Here is a 25,487-nt window from a genome sequence, read left to right on the forward strand (position 1 = left end):
AAGGAGATAAAATGAATGAAAGATTTATGGATATGCTAAAAGAATATCTGAAAAAAAATGAAAGAAAGGCAATAGGATACAGTGAAGAAGAAATAACTAAGATTGAAAAGCTGTATGATATAGAAGCAAAAGGAGATTTCAGGGAGTTCTTAAAATATGCTGGAAGATGTGGGGGAGGGTTACTTGAAGATTATACAATAATTCTTTATAGAGAACTTTGGAGTATACAGTCTTTCTTAAGAAAAAATTATTTTGGATTTATAGATGATGAAGATTTTGAAGAAAAAGTATTTTATGATGAACTGAAAAGAAAGCCGTTCATATTTTCAATAGAAATGGAAACCTATTATTTTTATATAAGGACAGTAGATGAAGACTTAAAGGTATACTGTTTTGATGAGAATGAAGAAAAGATAAAGGATACTGGAATGGATTTTAATGAATACATGATTGATTTAGTAGAAAGATACAATCCTGAATTAAAACCTATATTGGAAATTCCATCAATAGGAGAACTTCTGGTACAGTGTGATACATCTGAAAAAAGAATTACAGGATTAAAGGAAATGAGGGAATATATATCTTCAGAAAGAAAAGAAAACAAAGAGCTTTTTATCCTTCTTGAAAGATATCTTGAAAAGAACAGGAAGGAATTTACAGGATACAATGATGATGAGATAAGAGGAATAGAAGAATTATATGATATAGAAGTGAAGGGAGATTTCAGGGAATTTTTAAGTATAGCAGGGAAAAGTTTGGGAGGATTATTAGGAGAAGAAGAATTGATATTTTATAATGATTGTAGTGTAAGGGAAGTAGTATTGACAAACTTTACACTTGAGGAATATTTAATAGAAGATGAGTTTTATGATGTTGCTTGTGGAAAGTTTTTTGTGATAGAATTGAAAAATAGGTCTGAATACATTTTTATAACTACAAGGGATAATGATTTAAAAGTATACCATTACAGCAGAGAGAACAGGACTTTAAAGGAAACAGGAATGAATTTCAGCGAATATGTTGTAGATTTAATTAAAAGATATAATCCGGAACTTGAAGAGTTAAAAGATGTTTCAGTATCTGGGGATATTATAAACATAGGATAAAGTTTTCTTCATTTCTGAGTGATAGTTTAGTGAAAAGCTAAAGAACTGTTATATTAAAATAATACAAAAAAGTTTGAATTTAGGAAATGAAAAGAAAGGTAAGGTTTTGGGTACACTCCATTTATTCTAAGAAAGAAGAATATAAAATCATAATTAATTTCGATTCTAATTAAGGGAACAAATAATTATCATTCGAAATTTAAAGGTTATGAAGTTGCAAAAAAATATTCAATAGATTGAAACCAACTAATATAAAATTTTTTAAATCGAGCATAGCAGAAGGATTTTCAGGAAAAATAAAGATAAATGGTAAAGAAATAAAAATTGCAGTTAGAAGTAGTTCTAGCAGTTTAAAAACTCCAACTATCGATATCTGGGTAAGTAAAAGTAAACATATTGAAATTAGGTTTTAGAGGTGATTTATGGGACGACTTATAAAAAAAGGAGAAGCGTTTGAATGGATTGAATATGAAACTGGCGAGGAATTAGTACCATTTTATTCTTTTGAGTATAAAGGAAATGTTTCTCAAATATATTTGAAAGAAAATAATGATAATTTGGATGTGATTTTTAATTTTATTGATATTAAAGAAAATATAGAATATCTTACTGAAAAAGTAGTTTTTTCATTTTGTAAAAATGATATTTTAGGAATTAGAAAAATGGATTTATTTATGTCGTTAGATAATTTAATAAATATTAAAGAAATTGAAAAAATATCTTTAATTTATAAATTTAAAAATCCAATTTATATTGGTTGGTATTTAAAAAATTATAAAAATTCAGATATTCTAGTTTTTATAGACTCGAGCAGTAAATATGAAATAGTTTTGAGAAAAAATACAAAGCCATTAATAGGAAAAACAAATGTTATTCAAAAAGAAATGGAAAATAATTTGAAAAAAGTACTTTTAGATTTGTATAAGCGAAAAAAAGATTTAAAAATAAAGAAAGAACATACTATGGAATTAACAAATGAGAAAATTACAGAAAAAATAAATTCTGTTTTAGAATTAAAAAGAAATATTACTTGTTGCCATATAGAAGATATTGAAAATTTAAAAATAAAAATAGAAGTTGATAAAAAATATTATTTTATTATCAAATATGATAAAGATAAAATAAACAATTTTCAATATATACATAAAAAATACGCAAATACAGAAGATTTTTTTGATATAGCACAAAATAAAGAAAATTTTTATTTTGTTGAAACTCAAAATTCAAAATTTTGCAAATATTCTGATTATGACAATTTAGGCATTGATAGTTCTGATGATTGGAATTCACATAAATATATTTTTTCGAATATCATATTAGAAGTATTGATTGAAGAGGAATATTATCCAGAGGTTTTTATTCAAGAGATTAAATTTTTATAAATAACTTTTTTAAAAAATTAAAAGATGGGAATCTCAGTAAATTCAGCCTCTGGAACAATCGGCGATATGAATTTAAAAGGTTTGTCATTCATTGCTCAAGACACGACAGGGCTAGCAATCACAGGAAATGTGAACGCTGAATCAGTCGTAAACAGCTACGAAAACGAATCAAAAAGCACAAGCAAAGGTTTCATGTCATCAAAAAGCAGCTACAAAAATTCACATGCTGAAGAAAATTCAGCAAGTAACCTAATGCTTGGAGAGAACGCTGTAATATTAGGCGATGTAAATTCAATTGGAAGTAACGTTGTGCTTGGAGATAATACTGGAGTATACCCAAAATCTTGGACAAATAAATAGAAAACTAGTTTTCTATTTGTTAAGATATAGTTATAGAAATATTTAATAATCTGAACAGAAAAAGTGAAAGTTGCTTATAAATAGAGGTTTAAAGCAAGGTGTGGAAATAACACAACAACAGCCCCAATTTTGAATAATTATAAAGTTTCAACAAGTTATATTAGATTTAAAGGTCGTGATTATACAGATACTTGGCTTAGTAAAGATGGAATAAAAATAAGTAACATTGAAGATGGAGAAGACGAAATGGCTGTATTTGGAGATATAGAAGAATATAGAACTGTTGGTACAGGTTTTAAAGAAAAATCTACTACAGAAACAAAATTTGGATTAACAGGAGATTTTCAAGAGAAAGACGATATAACAGAAAATATGATACGACAGGATCATAATTTAGATTTTAGAGCAACTTATCTTAGTGTTATGTTTAATAATTTAACCAAAGAAGAAGAACAACAACAGGAATTGAAAATGAAAAAAATAAGAGAAGAAATGGAAAGAGGTAGATAGAATGTTTTCAAAAAAATTTTTTTTAATTTTTTTATTGCTTTTAAGTCTAGTTGTGTATTCAAAAGAACAGATTCCTACTATTTATGATGAAGATATGCCTTTAGGTAGTGACTTTGAAATATTATTTGAATCACCAAATGACGGAATGGCGTCAAAAATGACCCTATACTTTAGTGGAAACTTGTTTTATTATTCTAGACAAGATTTATTGTCAGATGTAAGTGGAAAATTAAATCCTATAGAAAGATATGAACAATTTATGAGTGAAGAAAGTCTAGTTGATTATTTTTTAGATCATTACATACCTGCTGTTTATAAAAAACAAGATATATATTTTTTGTATGGAAAAGTAAGTCTCGGAAGAGAATTATTGACTTTAAGGTTGTATTATATAGATGAAAAAACTAATGACCTCAAAATAAAAATATTTAGAGAAATGGACAGAAATAAAATAAATGCAATTGAAGAAATTGTTGAAAAAATTAATGAAGAAAAATATCCTACATCAAAAAGAAAGTTTACAACTGTACCTAAAGAAATTATTGCTATTATAACAAGAAAAATAAAATATTTTGGCTCAGATAGAGGAATTTCAGGAAACTATAAGGAACTTTATGAAAAAATAATAGAAATTTTTTCGGATGAACTACCATCGGTTATTCATTATATACGAAGACCAGATTTTGAACCTATTAATGACTAAGAAAAATTAAGAGTACATTCCATAACTGTATGAATATGTACATTTTCATGAGAGTATGTAGATTTTTTGGTGTGTAAAAATTTTTGTGTAAATAAAAAGTAAAGTATTGAATTTAGTGTAGGTTTATTTGTTAATTTAGAGGGTGTCCATAATTTTGTGTAAATTCAAAATATAGTATATGGTAAAACAACTATATAATATTTGGAGGTTTTTGTTATGGCTAAAAAAAAATTTTTCTGTTAAAATATAGTTATATATTTAATAATCTGAACAGAAAAAGTGAAAGTTGCTTATAGATAGAGGTTTAAAACAAGGTGTGGAAATGGAGAATATAAACCATCCCCAAAACATAAAGGACCTAAAATGCCTCCAAATGCAAGTCCCGATTCAATTCCTGATATTAAAACAGGTAATGATTTATTAAAAAATCATTCTTATAATTCGGCGACCAAAAAACAGAGGTTTGCTATATATAAAGGAAAAATGATAATATTTCAACCAACTGGCACTAATAATGAATGGCATGCTTATGAAATAACAGAAAATTTAAGAAAACATGTTCCTAATGATACTCTAAAACAAATGTTAAAAGACGGAAAAATTACAAAAGTGCAATATAATAAAAATAGAATGAAATAATGAAAGGAAAGAAACGTGAAAAATAAAAAATTTTATTTTGATTTTGAATACTTCCCAGAGATTTCGTATGAAAGTTATATTTTGAAATTTTTTGTAGATGGGAAAGATTTATGTGAATTAAAAAATGAAAAATATAAATATGATAAATTGGGAGATATATATTTTATAGCATATCGTTTAAAAAGTGGAAAAAGTTTAGAAAAAATTTTAACAATCCCTTTTCCCTATGATGAGTTGAAAGTAAAAAAAGAAAAAAAATTTACAGCAGTAGAATTAGTAGAAAAAATTGATAAAAGATATGAGGAAAAAGGATATGACGTTGATATTGAAGAAGTTTCTATTTTAAATGATTGGTGTTATAATCACTGCTTACCACCGGTAGGACCGGGAAAGACTGCAAACGTTTATTTTAATTTAGTTGACGACAAAATTGAAATCTCGTGGATGAATGATGAATACTTTAAGTATCAAAAGGGAGTTTATTATATCCCAAAAAAAACTTTTAAAAATGAAGTTTTAAAATTTATAAAAATAATGTTTGAGAGAAGAGAAATTGTGGAACAAAAATTAAATCTTGTAGTAATAAATGGTAAAAAAATTTCTGCTAAAAGAAATTATGATACCGAAATGGAATTTGAAGATCAAATGTTGGAAGAATTGAAAAATGTAAATTATAATTTAAAAACAGTTTATGAATTAATTCATATGACGGAAAAAGATAGAATAATAGTGCCTATTATTTTAAAATATATAAAATTGACGAATAATATATATGATAAAGCAAATTTAATTAGATTTTTGGGAATAAAAGGGCTTTTTGAAGCGTTGCCTGATTTGGAAGAGCAATTAAAAGGGGAGGATAATTTGGATATAAAAGCGGCGATTTTGAATACAATTTCAGTAATAAAAAAATGATAATAAAGTCTCAAAATTTCCATCTATGAAGTAAAAAAATATTTAGTAAAGTAGCAGCTTTATTTAAAATTTTTCAATAAGTTGCTACTTCAGAAACTGTAGAATTGCATAATAATTATAGCTCAAATAGTTCAAGTATGGGAATAAATACCGGAGCGACAATAGGATATTGGAGTGTACCCAAAATCTTGGACAAATGTTGTGAGATAATACATATTATACAGATGATCATTATAAGACTTTTAAAGAAATTAAACCTGAACAAATAAATACTAAGTAACAAAGAAAGAAGGGTAGCAATAATGGGGAGTAGTTTAACCATAATAAATCAGGAACAACAAAAAAAATTGTATAAAAATTTAGAAGGTAAATGGGTTATAGAATTAGATAGTGAAAAAATAAAAAATATAAATGATTTTTGTATAGCAATAATGGATGAAATTGATATTATATATGATTATAAACATTTATACGGGTATGATTGGTATTCTTTTAGAGATGCTGCTATGGAATCTGAACATATAGTAAAAAAATTATTTGGAGACAAAGAAGCAAATGTTGTAATAATTTACGATAATTCAAAATTAATTATGAGTGAAATAGATAGGGGGATTAGCTATCAATACTTAATAGCACTTATGCAATGGTGGAGCAATAAATTAAATTTGGAAATTTATCTTGTATTTGATAATATGACAAAAATTTTTAATAGCAAGATTATAAGAGACGATATGTCAAATGAAGATAAAATATTTAAATTAGAAGAAAATAAAAATATTTTTATTATGGATTTAAAACAAAATGAATTAGCAGACGAATTTATAAAAAGAATAGATAAAAATATCAATTTTTCAAATAAAAAAGAGTATGTATTAATTTTTAATAACTCCTACAATTTTGTCCAAGGAATAGACTATCAAGAAGTTGGATTAATGGCTAACAAACTTATAGAAGATATATTGCTGAAAAAAAAACAAAAAGATAAAAATATACTTATTGTTTTAAAAAATTCTTATTTTGAGAATTCTGGAATATACTTAAGGACTTATATAAATTGTAAATGCTTTTAAAAATGTTTACAAAAATTAGGTTACGATACATCAACCGCAGCCAGTAGTTGATGTTGTACAAAAAGATAATCAGAAAATACTTGATAAAAAAATTGAAAACCAAAAATTATCTGAAAATCCAGTGCAAAATGTAAAAGACTAGAAAAATTTTTAAATAATCGTTGTTGTAAAAGACAGCGGTTATTTTTTGTTTTGAAGAGAGTGTACAGAATTTTGTGTAAACTCAAAATATAATATATGGTACAGGATGGTAGTTTTATCATCCTGTTTTTACACACCCTATACAGTTAATTCTTTTATTACTTTCAATGCTCTTTCATAATCTGGCTGTTCTCCAATTTCTGGAACATATTCTACATATTGAATAATTCCATTTTTGTCAACAATGACAACTCCTCTGGCTAACAATCTTAGTTCTTTTATTACAAATCCATATTTTGTTCCAAAGTCTAAATCTTTGTGATCTGAAGCTGTTAGGGCATTTGCAATTCCTTTGTCTGCACAGTATCTTCCAAGTGCAAATGGCAAGTCAGCCGAAATTGTAAGCAGCTGTACATCATCTCCAAAACTTGCGGCTTCTTGATTAAATCTAGCCAGCTGTAATGCACATACTCCAGTATCAACTGATGGAAATACTGCAATTACAACAACTTTTCCCTTATAGTCGCTTAATTTTACTTCCTTTAGTTCTGGTGATAAAACTGTAAAATCGGGTGCTACCTGTCCAGCTTTTACTTCATTTCCTGTAAGAGTTATAGGATTTCCCTTGAATGTTACTTTATTTTTTATTTCTGTCATTTTTCTGCTCCTTTATTTTAGTTCTTTCTTTTGTATTTACAATTATCTATTTTTTATAATTATAACATATTTAAAATTATTTGTACAGAAAAATTATTTGGTTTTCAAATAATAATTATTTTTTTTACTTTTTTGTTGCATTTGCCTTGACAATAAACTAATTTTAAAAAACTGATTTTTACACAATAATAATTAATTATCTTTTTTCCAGAATATGTGTCATTCCTTGCTCGACAATATGTTTTATATGCTCATCTTCCAGCGAATAATACACTACTTTCCCTTCTTTTCTATATTTTACAAATCTTCCTTGCTTTAATACTCGCAATTGATGTGAAATAGCGGATTGTGTCATTTTTAAAAGATATGCAATATCACAAACGCACATTTCCTCTTGAAACAAAGCGCTTAAAATTTTCATTCTGGTTGTATCTCCCAATATTTTGAAAAAATCTGACAAATCGTGTACAACTTCTTCTTCTGGCATTGTCTTTTCCACTTTTTCCACAATATCTTTATGTATAACTTTTATTTCACAATTTTCATTTTCTTCTTCCATTATTTTAGCCATTTTCTCTCCCAAGTTTTAAAATATACGTTAATATTATATCACATATTGAAATAACGTGAAAGTAAACAATTCACATAATTTTTCTTTGATACTCTAAGGTAAAAGAAGTGAAAAACTACTAAAAGAATGTTATAATATAACAAAGTTTTGTACAATTCATACGTTATGCATAAGTTTGAAAATTTTGAATTTTAGGAGCGAAGCTATGGCTGGAAAAAGTGATATTAAAAAGCAAATATTAGAAATTGAAGATGTGGAAGAACTGAATACAAGTGAAGAAAACAAGTCTAAAATAAAGGAATACATGGAACATTATGGTAAAAATGAAGATTCAATAGACAATTATGTGATAAAAATAAAAAAATGTCTTGATATTATTAATCAGCTTGACTGGAAGAGAACTTTAAAAGAAAAAAAAATTGATATTTCTAAAATACGGAATATTTTGAATGAAAGACATTATGGAATGGAAAAAGTAAAAGAAACTATTTTGGAATCTTTGGCAATGCGGCACTTTATGAAAAAAAATGATAATAAAACCCCAATTATACTGTGCTTAGCAGGTTCGGCTGGAACAGGTAAGACTTCAATAGCTGAAGCAATAGCCGAAGCATTAGGAAAAAAATTTGAAAAAATTTCTATGAGTGGTGTATCTACGACATTTGAATTAACAGGGCTTACAAAAGGATATACTTCAGCTGCTCCTGGAAGAATTATAAAAACTTTGGCAAAATTTGGATGTGATGATCCTTTAATTTTATTAGATGAAATAGATAAGGTTAATCAGAAAAAATCGGAGGGAGATATTGAGGGAGTTTTACTCGAAATTTTGGATCCAGATCAAAATAAAAGATTTAGGGATGAATTTTTAGAGTTGGAGTATGATTTATCAAATGTAATGTTTTTAGCAACAGCTAATGATTTAAGCGAAGTTTCAGAGCCATTAAAAAGTAGAATGGAAATTATTTATTTAGAGGATTATAATTTGGAACAAAAAGTTGAAATTGCCAAAAATTATATAGTTCCAAGCATAAATAAAAAAATAGGTTCAAAATTATTCTTTAGTGATGATATTTTAAAATATGTGATACAAAATTATACAAACGAAGCTGGAGTTAGAAAATTAAAGACAATTTTGATGAAAATTTACGGAAGAATTGCTAAAGAATGGCTGGAAAAAAAGAAAAAAGTAAATGTAACTTTGGAAAACATAGATTCTCTCATTTGTGCAGACAAAAATCCCAGTATTTCATTAAAAGTGAACACTGAAAAGTCAAAAATAGGAGAAGTGATGGGAATGGGGGTAACTTCGCTGGGAGGAAGAATTATGCCAATTCAAACGGCTGTTATGCCAGGAGATGGAAAAATTATAATAACTGGAAATCTTTCAGAAGTTATGAAAGAGGGAATAAATGTGGCAATTACATATTTGAGAACAAAAACTGAAGAATATCATCTAAAAAATCCTAACTTTTACAAGGAAAATGATATTCACGTACATTTTAATGAAAATGCTGTTCAAAAGGATGGGCCTTCCGCTGGAATCGCTATTACAACGTGCATCCTTTCAGCATTAAATCGGATAGAATTAAGGCAGGATATGGCTTTTACTGGAGAAATTACGATTTTGGGGGAGATATTGCCTGTTGGAGGAGTGGCAAAAAAAATCGAAGGGGCTTATAAATCTGGAATAAGAAAATTCTTTGTTCCAAAAGAAAATGAAGATTGTGTAAATTTTATAGGAAAAGATATAATTGATAAAATAAAAATAGAATTTGTGGAAAATTATGAACAAATTTATTCAAAACTTTTTTTAACATGTGAAGAAGAAAAAAATTTATAAAAAAGGAGAAAATTTTATGAGAAAAAATAAATGTAAGTTATTAATTTGGGCTAGTATTATGGTAATTTCAGTTGCATCTTTCGGAATGTCTGGTAAAAGTCCAGATAAATCGCCTTCAAAGCCAGAGGCTGCAGATGTGGATACAGTTAATGACAATGCTAGTGCTATTGGGAAAAAAGCCGGACTTAAAATTTCAAAGGCTGAATTAAATGCTGTTGCTGACAGGATTTTTAAAAATGAAGCTGGAGGTAAAAAAGAGAATATTGTTTACTGGAATACCGGAGAGGATTTTCCATCACTTGGAATTGGACATTTTATATGGTATAGAGCAGGACAAAGGGGAAAATTTGCTGAAAGTTTTCCACAGCTTGTGGCTTATTACAGGGCTCATGATATAAAATTGCCTAAAATTATTGAGGAAAATGAATATTCTCCTTGGGCAAATAGTGATGAGCTTTTTAGATTGAAAAGAATTATGGATAATGATATTATTGAATTGACTAATTTTCTGTATAATACGAAAGATATTCAAGTTGCATTCATTTTTGAAAGATTGGAAAACTCTTTGGAAAAGATGATGGCAATTTCAGATAATCCAGAAAATGTAAAAAAACAGTTTTACCGTGTTGCACAGTCGCCAAACGGACTTTATCCTCTGATTGACTATGTCAATTTCAAGGGGGAAGGAATAACGAGAACAGAAACCTATAATGGAGAAGGATGGGGTCTTCTTCAAGTCTTGGAAAATATGAAGGGAACAGGAAGCGGAAAAGCCGCTCTTGAAGAATTTAGCAACTCTGCAAAAGCTGTGCTTGAAAGACGTGTGAAAAATGCCGGTCCTGACAGTAATGAAAAAAAATGGCTGCAAGGCTGGCTAAATCGTTGTGATACTTATAAAAACTAATACTAAATTCCATTTGAAAAATAGAAATTATATTTTATTTATTTTTTTATAATAAATCCATTGCTTTAATGGGCAATAGCATAAGTTTGCAAAAATTAAATTGGGCAGTTTAAATTTTGTTTAGGCTGCTTTTTTGTTTTTTACGAAATTTCAATATTAGTAAATATATTATATTTAGGGAATTATTGTTTGTTCATAAATAGAATTAATAGTAAAAAAATATTTTTATGGACAAAATTGCTTGCAAATATGACTGAATATAAGATATAATATAGATATATAAAATTTTAGTGAAAGGAAGCGAGTATGAAAAATATTTTAAAATTTTTAGTTAAGAGAATTGCAATGGGACTTGTAACATTGTGGCTAGTTATTACGATTACATTCTTTCTGATACATATGTTACCTGGTGACCCGTTTCAAAGTGAAAAAGCAATTCCGCCTAAAGTAAAGGAAAACTTGATGGCAAAATACCATTTAGACCGTCCGCTTGGGGAACAATATGTTGAATACTTAAAAAATATAGCAAAGGGGGATTTAGGATCATCCATGAAAGTTCGGGGGAGAACTGTTAACGATGTAATTAACCAGAGTTTTCTTACATCGGCTGATTTAGGAGCCAGATCTATTATATTTGCATTAGTTTTGGGTATTCCGCTTGGAATTATTGCAGCCCTTAAAAGGGGGAAATATCAGGACAGGCTGGCTATGATTGTGGCGATAATTGGAATATCGGTGCCAAGCTTTGTACTGGCGGGACTTATGCAGAAGTACTTCGTTGATATACATAATGGATTTTTAATTGACAATGGATTTTTGCCGGAATTTTTTAGAATCCGTTTATCTGGATGGGATAGCCCAGAGAAAAAGATACTACCAGTTGTGGCTCTTGGACTTTATACGGTTGCATTAATTGCACGTTTGTTAAGGGATAAGATGATTGAGGTAATGGGACAGGATTATATAAGGCTGGCTGTTGCAAAAGGTGTAAAACCTAAAAACATTGTATTTAAGCACGCTTTAAGAAATGCGATTTTACCGATTATTACAATAATGGGACCAACAATTGCGGCAGTTTTGACAGGTTCATTTGTAATTGAAAAGATGTTTTCAATTCCAGGATTAGGAAAATATTTTGTAGACAGTATTAATGACAGGGATTATACAATGGTGCTTGGAGTTACTGTGTTTTATGCAATATTCCTGATTATAATGATGATACTTGTGGATATTATTTATGTTTTAGTTGATCCTAAAATTAAACTTGGAAAAGGAGATGAAGTGTAGTGGCAGAAAATATAGAGAAAGTTGTAACTGAAAATGATTATATACCAACACCTGAAGATTTTAAAATCGTAGGTCCAGATACCACTCAAAGTGAAGAAATCTACAAACCAAGTTTAACATTTTGGCAGGATGGATGGAGAAGATTTAAGAAAAATAAATTGGCTCTGACATTTTTAGGTATAACAATTATCTTTTTGTTCTTAGCAATTTTTGGGCAGCATTTGACAAAATATTCCTACAGAGCCCAAGATTTATCAGAAAAATTTTTAAGCCCTTCAAAGGGAATTACAAAAGGTCATTATTTGGGAACAGATAATTTGGGACGTGACTTGTTTGCAAGACTTTCGCAAGGGATAAGAATTTCAATGGAATTATCAATAATAACAGCTGCTATTTGCGTTATTTTTGGAACAATTTATGGGGCTGTTTCGGCATACTTCGGCGGAATTATTGATACAATTATGACTAGAATTGTAGAAATTTTACTAATTATCCCATCAATGATTTATATAATTTTATTAATGGTTGTTATGGGAAATAGTGTAAAGACAATAATTATTGCAATGTCACTTACAAGATGGCTGAATTATTCGCTGCTTGTACGTGGAGAAGTTTTGAAAATCAAGGAAAATGAATTTGTATTGGCTTCAAAATCGCTTGGTGGAAATTTCTTGTGGATAACTTTAAAGCATTTGATTCCAAATACGTTAAGTGTAATAATAATAAGACTTACAACAGATATACCAAATATTATCTTTACAGAAGCATTTTTAAGTTTCATCGGGCTTGGAGTACCAATTCCGCAGGCTTCATTAGGAAACTTGGTATTTGATGGATTTGTAAATATGACTTCATATCCATATTTATTCGTTATTCCGTCAGTTGTAATTTCATTGATTACATTGGCATTTAATATTGTCGGAGATGCTTTAAATGATGCATTGAATCCAAAACTAAGAGATTAAAAATTTTATAAAATTTACTATTCTATAAATTTAATATTATTTTTCTTAATTTCATTTATTTTAGTTTATTTAAGCAAGGGTATCAAACGCCATACCCTTGCATCCCCGCTTTACGCAAAACTTTCTTATAAAGAAAAAATAAAACTCGATTTTGAATATAAGTTATTTTAATACGAATAATCGTATATAATTCAAAATATGTTTCAAAATCTCAAACAGTTATTTTTCCTTTAACGAAATTTTGCTTTAATAATTAAATAGAAAAGTTAAATAAATTAAAAATAAATATAATTAATAAAGAAAAAGTATTTAGTTATAAGAGTTATGTAAAAACAATCCATATTAATACAGAGAGGATTAGAGAATGGGAAAAAAATTATTAGAAGTGAAGGACTTGAGTGTTTCTTTTAATACGTATGCTGGGGAAGTGCAGGCTCTTAGGGGAATCAGCTTTTCTGTGGATCGTGGAGAAACGCTTGCAATCGTTGGGGAGTCTGGTTCAGGGAAATCAGTTACTGTGCAGACGATTATGAGATTGATACCGATGCCTCCAGGAGAAATTAAAAATGGAGAAATTCTTTTTGATGGGGAAGATTTGGTAAAAGCTCCTCTTGAGAGAATGCGTGAACTTCGTGGAAGAAAAATTGGAATGATATTTCAAGATCCTATGACATCGCTTAATCCGACTATTAAAGTTGGAAAGCAAATTATGGAAGGGATTTTGATTCATAAAAAAGTAACAAGGGAAGAGGCAAAGCAAAAAGCAGTTGAAATGCTTAGAAAAGTTGGAATTCCTAAACCTGAAGAAAGATTTCATCAGTATCCGCATGAATTTTCTGGAGGAATGCGGCAAAGGGCTGTTATTGCGATTGCTCTTTCGTGTGAGCCAGACCTGCTAATTTGTGATGAGCCGACAACAGCTTTGGATGTTACGATTCAGGCACAGATTCTAGATTTGATAAATGAATTGAAGAAAGAACTGAATATTGCAGTAATACTTATAACGCATGATTTAGGTGTGGTTGCTGAAACTGCCGATAGGGTAGTTGTTATGTATGCTGGAGAAAAATTGGAGGAAGCTCCTGTAAGGGAACTGTTTAAAAATCCAAAACATCCATATACTTGGGGACTTTTAAAATCACTGCCAAGACTGGATATGAAAATTGGAGAAAAATTGGCTTCAATTCCGGGGACACCTCCAGATTTGCTTAATCCACCTGTGGGAGATCCATTTGCGGCACGTTCTGAATATGCGATGAAAATTGACTATGAAAGAAAACCTCCGTTAATTGATTTGGGAAATGGGCACTTTGTAAAATCGTGGCTATATGTAAAGGGTGCTCCAAAAATAAAATCTCCTTTTGAATCGGAAGAAGAAAACAAAGGAACGGAGGGGAAATAATGGCATCGAATGAAAATAAAAAAGAAAAATTAATAGAAATGAAAAACTTGAAAAAATATTTTCCAATGAAAAAAAGACAAGTTCTAAAGGCTGTGGAAAATGTCACAATGGATATTTACAAGGGTGAAATTTTAAGTCTTGTGGGAGAGTCAGGGTCTGGAAAGACAACGCTTGGAAGAACTGTCAGCAGACTTTATGCAAAGACAAATGGAGATATTTTGTTTAATGGAAAGCCAGTGGAAGAATATGGAAGAAAAGAATTTACAAAAAAAGTTCAGATGATATTTCAAGATCCGCAGGCTTCGCTTAATCCGAGAATGACTGTTGGAGATATTATTGCCGAAGGAATTGATCTTCATAAGCTGGCAAGCTCAAAGCAGGAAAGAATGGAAAAAGTCTATAAATTGTTGGAAATTGTTGGATTAAACAGGGAACATGCAAGCCGTTTTCCACATGAATTTTCAGGTGGGCAAAGACAGAGAATTGGGATTGCAAGAGCGCTTGCGGTTGATCCTGAAGTGCTTGTGTGTGATGAGCCGATTTCAGCTCTGGATGTGTCGATTCAGGCTCAAGTTGTAAATTTATTAAAGGATTTGCAAAGGGAAAGAAACTTGACATTGTTATTTATTGCCCATGACTTGTCGATGGTAAAATATATTTCAGACAGGGTGGCAGTTATGTATCGTGGAAAAGTGGTTGAACTGGGAACTCCTGAAGCTGTTTACGGCGATCCTGTTCACAGCTACACAAAATCACTTATTTCAGCTGTGCCAATAGCAGATCCTGATTATAAAAAGACAAAGAAAATTGATATGGATGAATCATATTTGAGAAGTCCGATGGGAGATGTGTCTGAAATAGAGGTTATTCCTGAAACGCCTGAATTAACAGAATATAGACCTGGACATTTTGTAGAAACTTCTTTTTTAAAGGAAAAGGGGCTAATTTAGTAAAATTTGAATATTTTTAAAATAATTTTTATAAAAATTTATTGATGGAAAGGAATTGTTGAGATATGAAAAAAACTTTTTTAATACTTTGCTTAATGTTATCAATGTTTATTGTTTCTTGTGGAAAAGGGGGAAAAGGCTCGGGAAATTCAGTATCATTTAATATGGAAGCTGAGCCGACTTCGTTAGATCCGCAAATTTTGACTGATATGAGCGGACTTTTTGTAACAAGTATGACTTATGAAAGTCTTGTAAGATTGAATGAAAAAAATGAAATTATTCCTGCCGGAGCTGAAAGCTGGACTAAATCAGACGATGGGAAAGTATGGACATTTAAAATTAGACAAGGGATGAAATGGTCAAATGGAGATCCAGTTACAGCTAAAGACTATTACAACGGTATAAAAAGAGGAATTGAACCAAAAACAGCCTCTGAATACGCATTTCTTGCCTATTATATTGAAAATGCGGAAGATTATAATACTGGAAAATTAAAGGATTTTGGAAAAGTTGGGATAAAGGCAAAGGATGACTACACACTTGAATTTACATTGTCACAACCTGCACCATTCTTCTTAAAAACGTTAATTATGCCAATTTATTTTCCAGTTAATGAAAAAGCATTGGCTGCCAACGGAGATGGATATGCAACTGAAGCTAACAAGTCTATCTATAATGGACCGTTTATAATGGAAAAATGGGTACACAACAACAAAGTTGTCATGAAAAAGAATCCTAACTACTGGAATGCTAAAAATATAAAAATTGATACACTTACAGGTTTAATTGTAACTGACTTTGAAGCCGCTACAAACCTTTTTGAAAATAGAGAATTGGATTTGACAAAAATTTCTGTGGAAAAAATGGCAAATTATGAAGGAAAACCTGAATTGCACAAATTCCCTAATGGAAGAGTTTACTATTTAGGATTTAACACTTCAAATCCTGTGTTGAAAAATCAAAAGGTAAGAGAGGCATTATCTCTTGCAATTGATAGAAAAGAACTTGTAAGCAGTATTTTAAATGGAGCTGGAATTGTAGGTTCTGGAATTGTTTCAAATGGAACAGCTGGGGAAAAAGGCGACTTTAGGGAAGAAGCTGGAGACTTATTTGCTGGATTTGCAAAAGTTAATGCAAAGCAGTTGTTTGATGAAGGGCTGAAGGAACTTAAAATGACGCTTGCACAAGTTAAACTACATCTTTTGGTAGATGAAAATGGAACTGGTAAAAAGGAAGCTGAATTTTACCAATCTCAATGGAAGGATAAATTGGGAATTGATGTGGATGTGGAAGTTCTTACTAAAAAAGAAAGAATTGCACGTGCAAAAGCTGGAGACTTTGAAATTGTAAGATATGCTTGGGGACCTGATTATGCAGACCCTATGACTTATTTGGAAATTTTCCATTCAAAGGCAAAGGATATTAACTTTGCTAAATATTCAAATCCTGAGTATGACAGATTAGTTGACTTGGCTAAAGTTAATCAAGATAATAAAACTAGAATGGATGCGATGAAAAAAGCGGAAAAATTATTAGCAGATAACTTTACATATTCAACACTTTATTATGAAGTGGGAGTTTATTTGATAAATCCTAAATTAAAGGGAGTTGTAATACGTTCAGTTGGAGATTCTATCGACTTTTATAACGCATCTATAACAAAATAATTTTTAATTTTGTCAAATTTATTTGACAAAAGAAAGGATGGATGTAAATATGAAAAAAATATTATTGATATTTACAATATTGCTGGCTTTTGTGATTTCATGTGGAAAAAGCAACGATTCTGAAACATTGAAACTTAATTTGAAGGAGGAGGGGAAATCTTATGATCCGCAACTTGCAAATGATTCTACTGGAGAATTTGTGGATTCGCTTGTTACTGAAACATTGACAAGACAGTCGGATGATGGAAAATCTCTTCCTGGAGTGGCTGAAAAATGGGAACATAATGCAGATTCAACAGTCTGGACATTCCATTTGAGAAAAAATGCGAAATGGAGTAACGGGGATCCGATTACAGCAAAGGACTTTAGAGATGGTTGGGTTAGAGCACTAGATCCTAAGACAGCTGGAGAATATGCAGATAAATTGTTTTATATAAAAAATGCTGAACAATTTAATGCGGGAAAAATTAAAGATGAAAATCAATTGGGGATAAAAGTTATTGATGATTACACATTGCAAGTAACATTAAACAATCCTCTTACATATTTTGATTCAATTGTAAGAATTCAAACTTATGCTCCACTAAATAAAAAGTTCTATGAAAAAGTGGGAGATAAATATATGACATCTCCTGAAACTTCGATTTCATCTGGTGTTTATGTAATAAAATCTTGGACAAGGGATTCTGAAATTGTATTTGAAAAAAATGAAAATTACTGGAACAAGGATAATATTAAATTAAAATATGTAAAAATGTTATTTATAAATGATCCATCTGCCAGTGTAAATGCCTTTAAAAATAAAGAAATTGATTCTACAAATATTTCAATAGAACAAGCGAAGGAATTTAAAAATGATAAACGTAAAATTCTTACAAAAGATGGTTCAGTATGGTATATGACATACAATATGAAAAATAAAGTGCTTGCGAACAAAAAAATTAGACAGGCATTGTCGCTTGCTGTAGATAGGGAAAAATTGATTACAGATGTGCTTGACAATACAGGAGAAGCTGCATATACTTATACAACAAAAGGTGTTGGAATAATCGGTGTTTCAAAAGACTTTTCTGAAGAAGCAGGAAAAATTTTCCCGGCTTATAATCCGCAAAAGGCAAAACAATTACTAGCCGAAGGATTAAAGGAGCTAGGATTACAAAAATTACCTGAATTGACAATGATTTTTAATGATTCTGGAAATAATAAAGTTATTTCTGAATATATTCAGGAAAGTTTGAGAATAAACTTAGGAGTAAATATTAATATTGAAGGAATGACATTCCAATCAAGATTGGATAAAATGCAACATAGAGATTATGAAATTGCTCTAGCTGGATATAATGGAGATTATAACGATGCTATAACTTATTTAGACAGATTCTTGACAAAGGATGGAAATAACTATTCAGATTATTCAAATCCACGTTATGATGAGCTTGTTAAAAAAGTTAAAAGTTCTGGAAACCAGCAAGAAAGAGTAAAAGACATGATTGAGATGGAAAAAATAATTGCTGAAGATATGCCTGTGGGATTGCTTTACTATAGACAAAATACTAAGCTGTTAAATCCAAGAGTTCATAATATTGTGTTTAGCCCAATAGGAAAAGACTTTGTGCTGGATAATACTTATATAAAATAATAGACCTGTTCGATAACTATACAAACTTAGAATTTAATAAAATAAATATCTTGAAGCAAGGGGTCTTGACCCCTTGTATAGATAAAAAAACTTAGGTTATCGAACATATCTATTCAAAAAAAAAATTTTTTATAGAGGAAGGGAAGTTGTTATGAAAAAGATAATAATTTTATTGGCAATGTTAATTTTTGCCATTTCCTGTGGAAAGAATGGTGGAAGCGGAAAAACGTTTACGTTGAATTTGACGGACGAGCCAAAATCCATTGATCCACAGCTTTCAACGGATGTTTTAGGAGGAACGGTTGATGACCTGATAACCGAAGGACTTACTAAAAGAGGAAAAGATGGTACGTTTGTGGCAGGACTTGCGAAAAGCTGGGATAAATCAGCTGATGGGCTAAAATGGACATTTCATTTAAGAGATGGAATAAAATGGAGCAATGGAGATCCAATTACAGCGCAAGACTTTAAAAATGGATGGTTACGTGCATTAGATCCTCAAACTGCTTCACAGTATTCGTATATGCTTTATCCGATAAAAAATGCTGAAAAATATAATAAAAAGGCAGTTTCAGCTGAAAAAGTCGGAATAAAGGTTATTGATGACAAAACTTTGGAAGTGGAATTGGAAGCTCCTGTTCCGTATTTTGACAGTTTAGTTGCATTTAAGACATATATGCCGTTAAATCAGAAGTTCTTTGATAAAACAGGTGACAGCTACTTTACAGAAGCTAATAAAACTATGTCTTCTGGAGCGTATACAATGGAAAAATGGACACATGGCTCAGAAATAGTGTTTAAGAAAAATCCTAATTACTGGGATGCGGATAATGTAAAAGTTGAAAATATTGTCTATAAAATAATTCCTGATAATAATTCTGCATTAAATGCATTTAATAACAAGGAAGTAGATGTAACTTCAATTACATCTGAACAGGCAAAAGGATTTAAGGACAATCCAAAAATGGTTTCAAAAAATGATGGTTCAGTATGGTATTTGCTATTTAATTTTAACAACAAGACTTTGGCAAACTTGAAAGTAAGAAAAGCGCTTCTTATGGCAATTGACAGAGAAGGACTAATAAATAATGTATTAAACGGATATGGAACTGCGGCAAAAACATTTGTTCCAAAAGGAATTGGAATAACTGGAAAAGATGGAAAAGACTTTACAGAATTTGTTCCTACATCAACACTTGGATATAATCCTCAAGAAGCTAAAAAATTATTAGCTGAAGGATTAAAGGAAGCTGGACAGGCTAGTTTTCCAAAAATGTCTATGCTGATTAATGAAAGTGGAAATAATAAGGTTATTGCCGAATATATTCAAGAACAATTGAGAAAAAATTTGAATATTCAACTGGATCTGGAAATAATGACTGCTCAGGAAAGATTTTCAAGAATGTCTCAAAAGGACTTTGATATGGTATTTGCTGGATGGTCTGGAGATTATCCTGATGCAATTACATATTTAGATTTATTTGAATCAACTGGCGGAAATAATAATGGTTCGTATAAAAACCCTGAATATGATGCGCTAGTTAAAACTGTTAGAAGCACAGCCGATCAAAATGTAAGAATTCCTGCACTTGTAAAAATTGAAGGAATAATTGCGCAAGATTTACCAGTAGGTGTGCTTTTCCACAGAGAAAAACAATATCTTGTTGATAAAAAAGTAAAAGGGCTTGAATTTACACCAATTGGTGGAGAATATTATTTCGGAAACTTGTCATTGAAATAGTGGCTGGAAAAATTCTTTAACAAAAAGATAGCAAGAAGTCGTAGGCTTTCTATAGAATTATAGAATAAAGTCGGTAACATTGACAAACAGTAATGGAAATTACTATGTTTCTATCTTGACGGAATTTGAAAAAGAAATTCAAAAAAATTCAAGTAATGATAAAGTAATTGGACTTGATTTTTCAATGTCTGAATTATTTGTCAGTTCTGAAAACCAAAGGGCTGATTATCCAAGATATTTTAGGATGTTGGAGAAAAAATTGAAGAAATTACAAAAATCATTGTCAAGAAAAGTGAAATTTTCTAAAAATTGGTATAAACAAAAAATGAAAATATCAAAATTGCATGAGTATATCAAAAATTGCCGAAGAGATTTTTTGCATAAATTATCGAAAAAATTATCTAAAGAGTATAATGCTGTGGTTGTTGAGGATTTGAATATGAAAGGGATGAGCCAGGCATTAAATTTTGGAAAAAGTGTAGGAGATAATGGATGGGGAATGTTTTTGAGGATGCTTGAGTATAAACTGATGTTTTTAGGGAAACAATTTTTGAAGATAGATAAGTGGTTTCCGTCATCGAAAACTTGCAGTAAATGTGGAAATATTAAAGAGGAACTGAAATTATCAGAAAGAAGTTATAAATGTGAGTGCTGTGGAATTGAAATTGATAGAGATTACAATGCGGCATTGAATATAAAAAACATTGGAAAATCAATGTTGGAATATTAAAAAAATAAAAGAAAACAGGGCAGGGACTGCCCGAAGAGCTTGGTAAATATATTTGGCTAACAAAAGCAGATACTTCCCAAGAAGCTCCCGCTTCTAAAAGCGGGAGTAGTTCACTTTAAAGTGAGGAGGAAATGTATTAATGAAAAAAATATTTCTAATATTGACATTGCTGGTATTTGCACTTTCGTGTGGAAAAAAAGGAGGAAACGGAAGTACATTTACTTTAAATATAGTTACAGAGCCATCATCAATTGATCCGCAAATAACTACGGATATTCCTGGAGGAACTGTTGATGAATTGATTTTGGAAGGGCTTTTAAGAAAAGACAAAACTGGAAAATCTGTAGCTGGAATTGCCCAAAAATGGGAAAAATCAAAAGATGGGCTTGTGTGGACATTTCATCTAAGAGATGGAGTTAAATGGAGTAATGGCGACCCTGTAACTGCAAACGACTTTAAGGCAGGATGGATTCGTGGATTGAATCCTGATACAGCAGGAAGCAATGCAAGCATGTTATTTGTAATAAAAAATGGAGAAAAATATAATGCTAAAAAAGTTTCAGAAAATGAAGTCGGAATAAAAGTTATTGATGATAAAACTTTACAAGTAACTTTGGAATCGCCTATTCCGTACTTTGATGATTTAGTTACATTTAAATCATTCATGCCATTAAATCAAAAGTTTTATAACAAAGCAAAGGATAAATACTTTACAGAAGCTGAATATACAATTTCAAATGGTCCTTACACTTTGGAAAAATGGACTCATGACTCAGAGTTAAAATTTAAGAAAAATCCTAATTACTGGGATGCAGGCAATGTAAAAACTGATAATGTTGAATTAAAAATAATTGCAACTGATTCAGCTGTTAATGCCTTTAAGAATAAGGAAGTTGATGTAACAGCGGTAACTTTCGAGCAAGCTAAGGAATTTGCAGGAAAACCAGAACTTGTAAAAGCAAATGATGGTGGAATCTATTATTTATTGTTTAATATAAAAGAAAATGTATTTAAAAATGCAAAAGTAAGACGTGCAATAACTATGGCAATAAATAAGGAAGAACTTGTAAATAAAGTGCTGGAAGGATCTGAAAAATTAACTAAGACATTTACTCCATCTGGAATTGGATTAAACGGAGTTTCAAAAGATTTTCCAGTGGAAGTAGCAACTGACCAGCCTAAATTTAACGTAGCAGAAGCTAAAAAATTGCTTGCAGAAGGACTTAAGGAAGAAGGACTTTCAGAACTGCCAAGATTTGAAATTTTATTTAACGATACAGGAAGCAGAAAAGCTATTGCAGAATATATTCAAGAAAGTTTGAGAAATAACTTGGGTGCAAATGTTGAATTAGATATGGTAAGCGGTAAGGAACGTATTGAAAGAACTAAGAAGAGAGATTATCAAATTTCATTGCAAAACTGGACTGGAGATTTCCTAGATCCAATTACATATTTAGATCTATTTGACAGTACAAATGCAAACAACCGTGGAGATTTCAAAAACGTAAAATATGACAAATTGACTAAAACTGTAAAAAGTTCTGCTGATCCAAAAGTAAGAGTTCCAGCAATGATTGAAATGGAAAAACTTATTTCAGAAGAACAACCAGTTACAATCTTATTCCAAAAACAAAAACTTTACTTAGTAAATCCAAAAGTTAAAAATTTGGGATTTGTGTCAATCGGTGGTGAATTCTTTATTAGAGATGTTGTAATGAACTAGTTTCAATTAAAACAAAAATTTAAGAACAATATTTCATATTCCCCATTTAAATAGCAGATTTTTTTTACAAGGAATCAAGACCTCTTGCCAGTAAATAAACAAAATATAATTTCTGTTTTTTAAATGGGGTTTAATATTATTAAATTAAAAAAATAAAAAAGGAAATGTAATTTTATGAAAAATAAGTTTGTCCTGCTGGACAGAGATGGTGTTATAAATGTGGAAAAATCGTATTTGCATAAAATTGAAGATTTTGAATATGAAAAAAATGTGGTGGAAGGACTTTTAAAATTGCGGGATTTGGGATATAAATTTGCGATTATAACGAATCAGGCAGGAATTGCGAGAGGATATTATACGGAAGAGGATTATTTGAAGTTACAGAGTTTTATTGAAGATGATTTATTTAAAAAAGGAATAAAAATTGAAAAGTCTTACTTTTGTCCGCATCATCCAAATGTTACTGGAAAATATGGAATAGAATGTAATTGCCGAAAGCCAAATACGGGGAATTTTGAACTGGCAATAGAGGAGTTTGATATTGATGTTAAAAATTCTTTTATGATTGGGGATAAAATAACTGATTTGATTCCGGCCAAAAAATTGGGGATTATGCCTGTCCTGGTAAAAACTGGATATGGTTTGAAGAGTTTGGAAGAACTTGGGGGAACAGGATTAGATCCGATGGTTGTGGACGATATTCTAGATTTTTCAGACAATATCGAAAAATATAAATAAAAAAAATAATATATACTCGAACCCGTTTAAAATAGAACTGCTAAAAATTATATAAATCTAGGGTTTGAGTAAAATAGTCATAATTTTTGAATTCAGTTTTAAAGCAGTTTTACTATAAATTCACGTTTGAATAACAGATTTAACGTGAATTTTTTTAGCAAGGGGTCAAAGCCCCTTGTTTTTTATCTATTTAAAATTTCTTCAGTTTTTCTTATATCTTTTTCCCTTGAAACAACATGATGTATTTTTTTTATTTCTTCTAACTTATCAATAATTCTTTTATTTTCTTCTCTGGAAAAATTTTTTACTGATAGAAAAAATTTCATAGAGCCTTCAAAACTTCTGATGGACTTTGTTAAATAAAGCCGTTTTCTAAAAAAAGGAGGCTTTCTGACAATATCATCAAAGTCAATAAATGCAATCTTCCCGCTATTTTTGTCTATAAAAAAGTTTCCCAAACTAAAGTCCATGTGATAGTATCCTTTTTCAAAAAAATTTTTTTCAAATTTATACCATAAGTCAATTGTCTTATATGTAAGCTCAAAATTATCCTTTCCCACAAGATAATCATAATAGGATATAAAATTTCCATTAAATGTTTTATTTATATTTTCCAAGACAGTTTCTATCTTTATATGAAGTGGCATATATTTTATAACTTTATACTTCGTTATTTTCATAAAGTTCAGTTCTGGAAAATCCCTTTCCAAATATTTTGAAACCTTTAAGGAATTTTTCCCCTTTTCTCTTGTAAATCCAAAAAAAATCTTCAAAGCCTTTTTATTTTTATATTCATAAGTTTTATAAAAATAATTTTTTTCATTATCTGTATTTAAATTTTTACTTTCCTGCATTTTTTTATTTTTCCTTTAATTTTATTTTCTTTATTAATTCTAGCATATCTTATTTTTTATTTCAATCGTAGCATATCAAATTTTTTTTAGAAATAAATAAAGCAAAATAATTAATTTGAAATTAGGTATTTTTGTTGCACTCAAGTGAATTTAGTACGAGGAATAGTATTTTTTTGTAGAATATTTTTTATTTTGGTTTGTAATATAGTTTTATTATTTAATTTTTTTATAATTTTTTAACCTCCCCAAAAAAAAACAGATAAATATAAATTTTTTCAAAAATTGATATTGACAATACATTTTATTGAGGTATACTAAAAATATGAAATAAAAAATTTTAATTTAGGCAGTTGTAAAAGTAAATGAATTTATAATAAAGTCTTTTTGTCAGAAAACGGAGGAAACACGAAAAATTGAATTACAGAGATACTATATTTATTTAAATTTTTTGATTTTTACAAATGGCTAAAAAATTTTAATTTGGAAGGAGAAAGCAGAAATGATTAATTTAATCGTAGCAACTCACGGAAAAATGTCGGAGGAAACTGTTAATCTTACAAAAATGGTTTTAGGAGAAAGTGAACAGCTGGATTTTGTCACTTTTGTGCCTGGTGAAGGACCTGAAGATTTGATAAAAAAATATCAGGACATTATTGCAAAATATGACAGTGAGGGGACATTGTTTTTAGTGGATTTATTTGGTGGAAGTCCATACAATGCAGCATGCCGTGTAGTTGCTGAAACAGAAAATACTGATGTAATAACAGGGGTTAATGTGCCTATGTTGCTGGAAGTGCTAGACGCTAGAGAAGAAACAAACGATGTTGCAGAATTAGTTCAAATTGCAAAAAATTCTGGAATTAACGGAATTAAGATTTTCAGTGAATTATTCGTTGATAATTCTGATGATGAAGATGAAGATTTGGATGAATTGGATTTATAAAAGTTTACTAAACATTTATAAATTAAAATATAAAATAAATGTGAAAA

The 25,487-nt window shown here is 29.8% G+C and carries 25 protein-coding genes; 22 read left to right on the top strand and 3 right to left on the bottom strand.

The features are described 5' to 3' along the window. Positions 1–32: 32 nt before the first annotated feature. From HW276_RS00275 to HW276_RS00315, 9 genes are all read left to right on the top strand, one after another. Positions 33–1,106 carry an SMI1/KNR4 family protein gene (locus HW276_RS00275; RefSeq protein WP_178936969.1) on the top strand — a complete coding sequence of 358 codons (1,074 nt, stop codon included), beginning with the start codon at positions 33–35 and terminating at the stop codon, positions 1,104–1,106. A gap of 236 nt (positions 1,107–1,342) precedes the next feature. Next, positions 1,343–1,519: a hypothetical protein gene (locus tag HW276_RS00280; protein WP_178936970.1), complete on the top strand. Its 177-nt coding sequence runs from the start codon at positions 1,343–1,345 to the stop codon at positions 1,517–1,519. A gap of 9 nt (positions 1,520–1,528) precedes the next feature. Beyond that, positions 1,529–2,488, top strand: coding sequence for a hypothetical protein (locus HW276_RS00285; protein WP_178936971.1), 960 nt, complete (start codon positions 1,529–1,531; stop codon positions 2,486–2,488). A gap of 24 nt (positions 2,489–2,512) precedes the next feature. Next, complete coding sequence (locus HW276_RS00290) at positions 2,513–2,848, top strand: hypothetical protein (protein WP_178936972.1); 336 nt, start codon at positions 2,513–2,515, stop codon at positions 2,846–2,848. A gap of 129 nt (positions 2,849–2,977) precedes the next feature. Then, the gene (locus HW276_RS00295) at positions 2,978–3,358 is read left to right on the top strand and encodes a hypothetical protein (protein ID WP_178936973.1); all 381 of its coding nucleotides are present in this window, start codon (positions 2,978–2,980) and stop codon (positions 3,356–3,358) included. A 1-nt stretch (position 3,359) separates the two neighbouring features. Continuing rightward, on the top strand, positions 3,360–4,061 hold the full coding sequence (locus HW276_RS00300; protein ID WP_178936974.1) for a hypothetical protein: 702 nt from the start codon (positions 3,360–3,362) through the stop codon (positions 4,059–4,061). A gap of 363 nt (positions 4,062–4,424) precedes the next feature. Continuing rightward, positions 4,425–4,700 (top strand): hypothetical protein, encoded by a 276-nt coding sequence (locus HW276_RS00305; RefSeq protein WP_178936975.1) that lies wholly within the window; start codon positions 4,425–4,427, stop codon positions 4,698–4,700. A 15-nt stretch (positions 4,701–4,715) separates the two neighbouring features. Next, positions 4,716–5,615 (top strand): hypothetical protein, encoded by a 900-nt coding sequence (locus HW276_RS00310; RefSeq protein WP_021745704.1) that lies wholly within the window; start codon positions 4,716–4,718, stop codon positions 5,613–5,615. A 302-nt stretch (positions 5,616–5,917) separates the two neighbouring features. Beyond that, positions 5,918–6,685, top strand: a complete 768-nt coding sequence (locus tag HW276_RS00315) for a hypothetical protein (RefSeq protein ID WP_178936976.1) — start codon at positions 5,918–5,920, stop codon at positions 6,683–6,685. Positions 6,686–6,964: 279 nt separating this feature from the next. Here HW276_RS00315 and tpx read toward each other — a convergent pair whose 3' ends face one another. Together tpx and HW276_RS00325 are read right to left on the bottom strand one after the other, a co-directional pair. Then, positions 6,965–7,483 (bottom strand): thiol peroxidase, encoded by a 519-nt coding sequence (gene tpx / locus HW276_RS00320; protein ID WP_178936977.1) that lies wholly within the window; start codon positions 7,481–7,483, stop codon positions 6,965–6,967. A 196-nt stretch (positions 7,484–7,679) separates the two neighbouring features. Beyond that, positions 7,680–8,054: a metalloregulator ArsR/SmtB family transcription factor gene (locus HW276_RS00325; protein ID WP_197735155.1), complete on the bottom strand. Its 375-nt coding sequence runs from the start codon at positions 8,052–8,054 to the stop codon at positions 7,680–7,682. A gap of 205 nt (positions 8,055–8,259) precedes the next feature. Here HW276_RS00325 and HW276_RS00330 point away from each other — a divergent pair, with 205 nt between their 5' ends. The 12 genes from HW276_RS00330 (at position 8,260) to HW276_RS00385 (ending at position 23,643) form a co-directional block, all read left to right on the top strand. Beyond that, positions 8,260–9,897: a S16 family serine protease gene (locus tag HW276_RS00330; protein WP_178936978.1), complete on the top strand. Its 1,638-nt coding sequence runs from the start codon at positions 8,260–8,262 to the stop codon at positions 9,895–9,897. Between the two features lie 16 nt (positions 9,898–9,913). After that, the gene (locus HW276_RS00335) at positions 9,914–10,801 is read left to right on the top strand and encodes a hypothetical protein (protein WP_178936979.1); all 888 of its coding nucleotides are present in this window, start codon (positions 9,914–9,916) and stop codon (positions 10,799–10,801) included. Positions 10,802–11,107: 306 nt separating this feature from the next. Further along, positions 11,108–12,088 carry an ABC transporter permease gene (locus HW276_RS00340; RefSeq protein ID WP_147002665.1) on the top strand — a complete coding sequence of 327 codons (981 nt, stop codon included), beginning with the start codon at positions 11,108–11,110 and terminating at the stop codon, positions 12,086–12,088. Continuing rightward, positions 12,088–13,053, top strand: coding sequence for an ABC transporter permease (locus HW276_RS11930; RefSeq protein ID WP_178936980.1), 966 nt, complete (start codon positions 12,088–12,090; stop codon positions 13,051–13,053). The genes HW276_RS00340 and HW276_RS11930 overlap by 1 nt, the downstream gene beginning before the upstream one ends. 364 nt (positions 13,054–13,417) lie before the next feature. Beyond that, on the top strand, positions 13,418–14,455 hold the full coding sequence (locus HW276_RS00350; RefSeq protein WP_147002667.1) for an ABC transporter ATP-binding protein: 1,038 nt from the start codon (positions 13,418–13,420) through the stop codon (positions 14,453–14,455). After that, the gene (locus HW276_RS00355) at positions 14,455–15,405 is read left to right on the top strand and encodes an ABC transporter ATP-binding protein (RefSeq protein WP_178936981.1); all 951 of its coding nucleotides are present in this window, start codon (positions 14,455–14,457) and stop codon (positions 15,403–15,405) included. The genes HW276_RS00350 and HW276_RS00355 overlap by 1 nt, the downstream gene beginning before the upstream one ends. Positions 15,406–15,470: 65 nt before the next feature. Next, positions 15,471–17,072, top strand: coding sequence for a peptide ABC transporter substrate-binding protein (locus HW276_RS00360; RefSeq protein ID WP_178936982.1), 1,602 nt, complete (start codon positions 15,471–15,473; stop codon positions 17,070–17,072). A gap of 49 nt (positions 17,073–17,121) precedes the next feature. Beyond that, complete coding sequence (locus HW276_RS00365; protein ID WP_178936983.1) at positions 17,122–18,711, top strand: ABC transporter substrate-binding protein; 1,590 nt, start codon at positions 17,122–17,124, stop codon at positions 18,709–18,711. Positions 18,712–18,862: 151 nt separating this feature from the next. After that, a complete protein-coding gene (locus HW276_RS00370) occupies positions 18,863–20,452 on the top strand; it encodes a peptide ABC transporter substrate-binding protein (protein ID WP_178936984.1) in 1,590 nt (529 codons plus the stop codon). 64 nt (positions 20,453–20,516) lie between these two features. Continuing rightward, on the top strand, positions 20,517–21,182 hold the full coding sequence (locus HW276_RS00375) for an RNA-guided endonuclease InsQ/TnpB family protein (RefSeq protein ID WP_370464640.1): 666 nt from the start codon (positions 20,517–20,519) through the stop codon (positions 21,180–21,182). Positions 21,183–21,321: 139 nt separating this feature from the next. Further along, a complete protein-coding gene (locus HW276_RS00380; protein ID WP_178936985.1) occupies positions 21,322–22,905 on the top strand; it encodes a peptide ABC transporter substrate-binding protein in 1,584 nt (527 codons plus the stop codon). Positions 22,906–23,079: 174 nt separating this feature from the next. Next, positions 23,080–23,643 carry a D-glycero-beta-D-manno-heptose 1,7-bisphosphate 7-phosphatase gene (locus tag HW276_RS00385; protein ID WP_147002673.1) on the top strand — a complete coding sequence of 188 codons (564 nt, stop codon included), beginning with the start codon at positions 23,080–23,082 and terminating at the stop codon, positions 23,641–23,643. A 182-nt stretch (positions 23,644–23,825) separates the two neighbouring features. Here HW276_RS00385 and HW276_RS00390 read toward each other — a convergent pair whose 3' ends face one another. Continuing rightward, entirely contained in the window at positions 23,826–24,497 is a 672-nt protein-coding gene (locus tag HW276_RS00390) for a hypothetical protein (RefSeq protein ID WP_147002674.1), read from the bottom strand. A 499-nt stretch (positions 24,498–24,996) separates the two neighbouring features. Here HW276_RS00390 and HW276_RS00395 point away from each other — a divergent pair, with 499 nt between their 5' ends. Further along, positions 24,997–25,440 (top strand): PTS sugar transporter subunit IIA, encoded by a 444-nt coding sequence (locus HW276_RS00395; RefSeq protein ID WP_178936986.1) that lies wholly within the window; start codon positions 24,997–24,999, stop codon positions 25,438–25,440. The last annotated feature ends 47 nt before the right edge of the window (positions 25,441–25,487 follow it).

It is taken from the genome of Leptotrichia sp. oral taxon 417 (assembly GCF_013394865.1).
In the GTDB taxonomy this organism is placed as follows: Bacteria; Fusobacteriota; Fusobacteriia; order Fusobacteriales; family Leptotrichiaceae; genus Leptotrichia; species Leptotrichia wadei_A.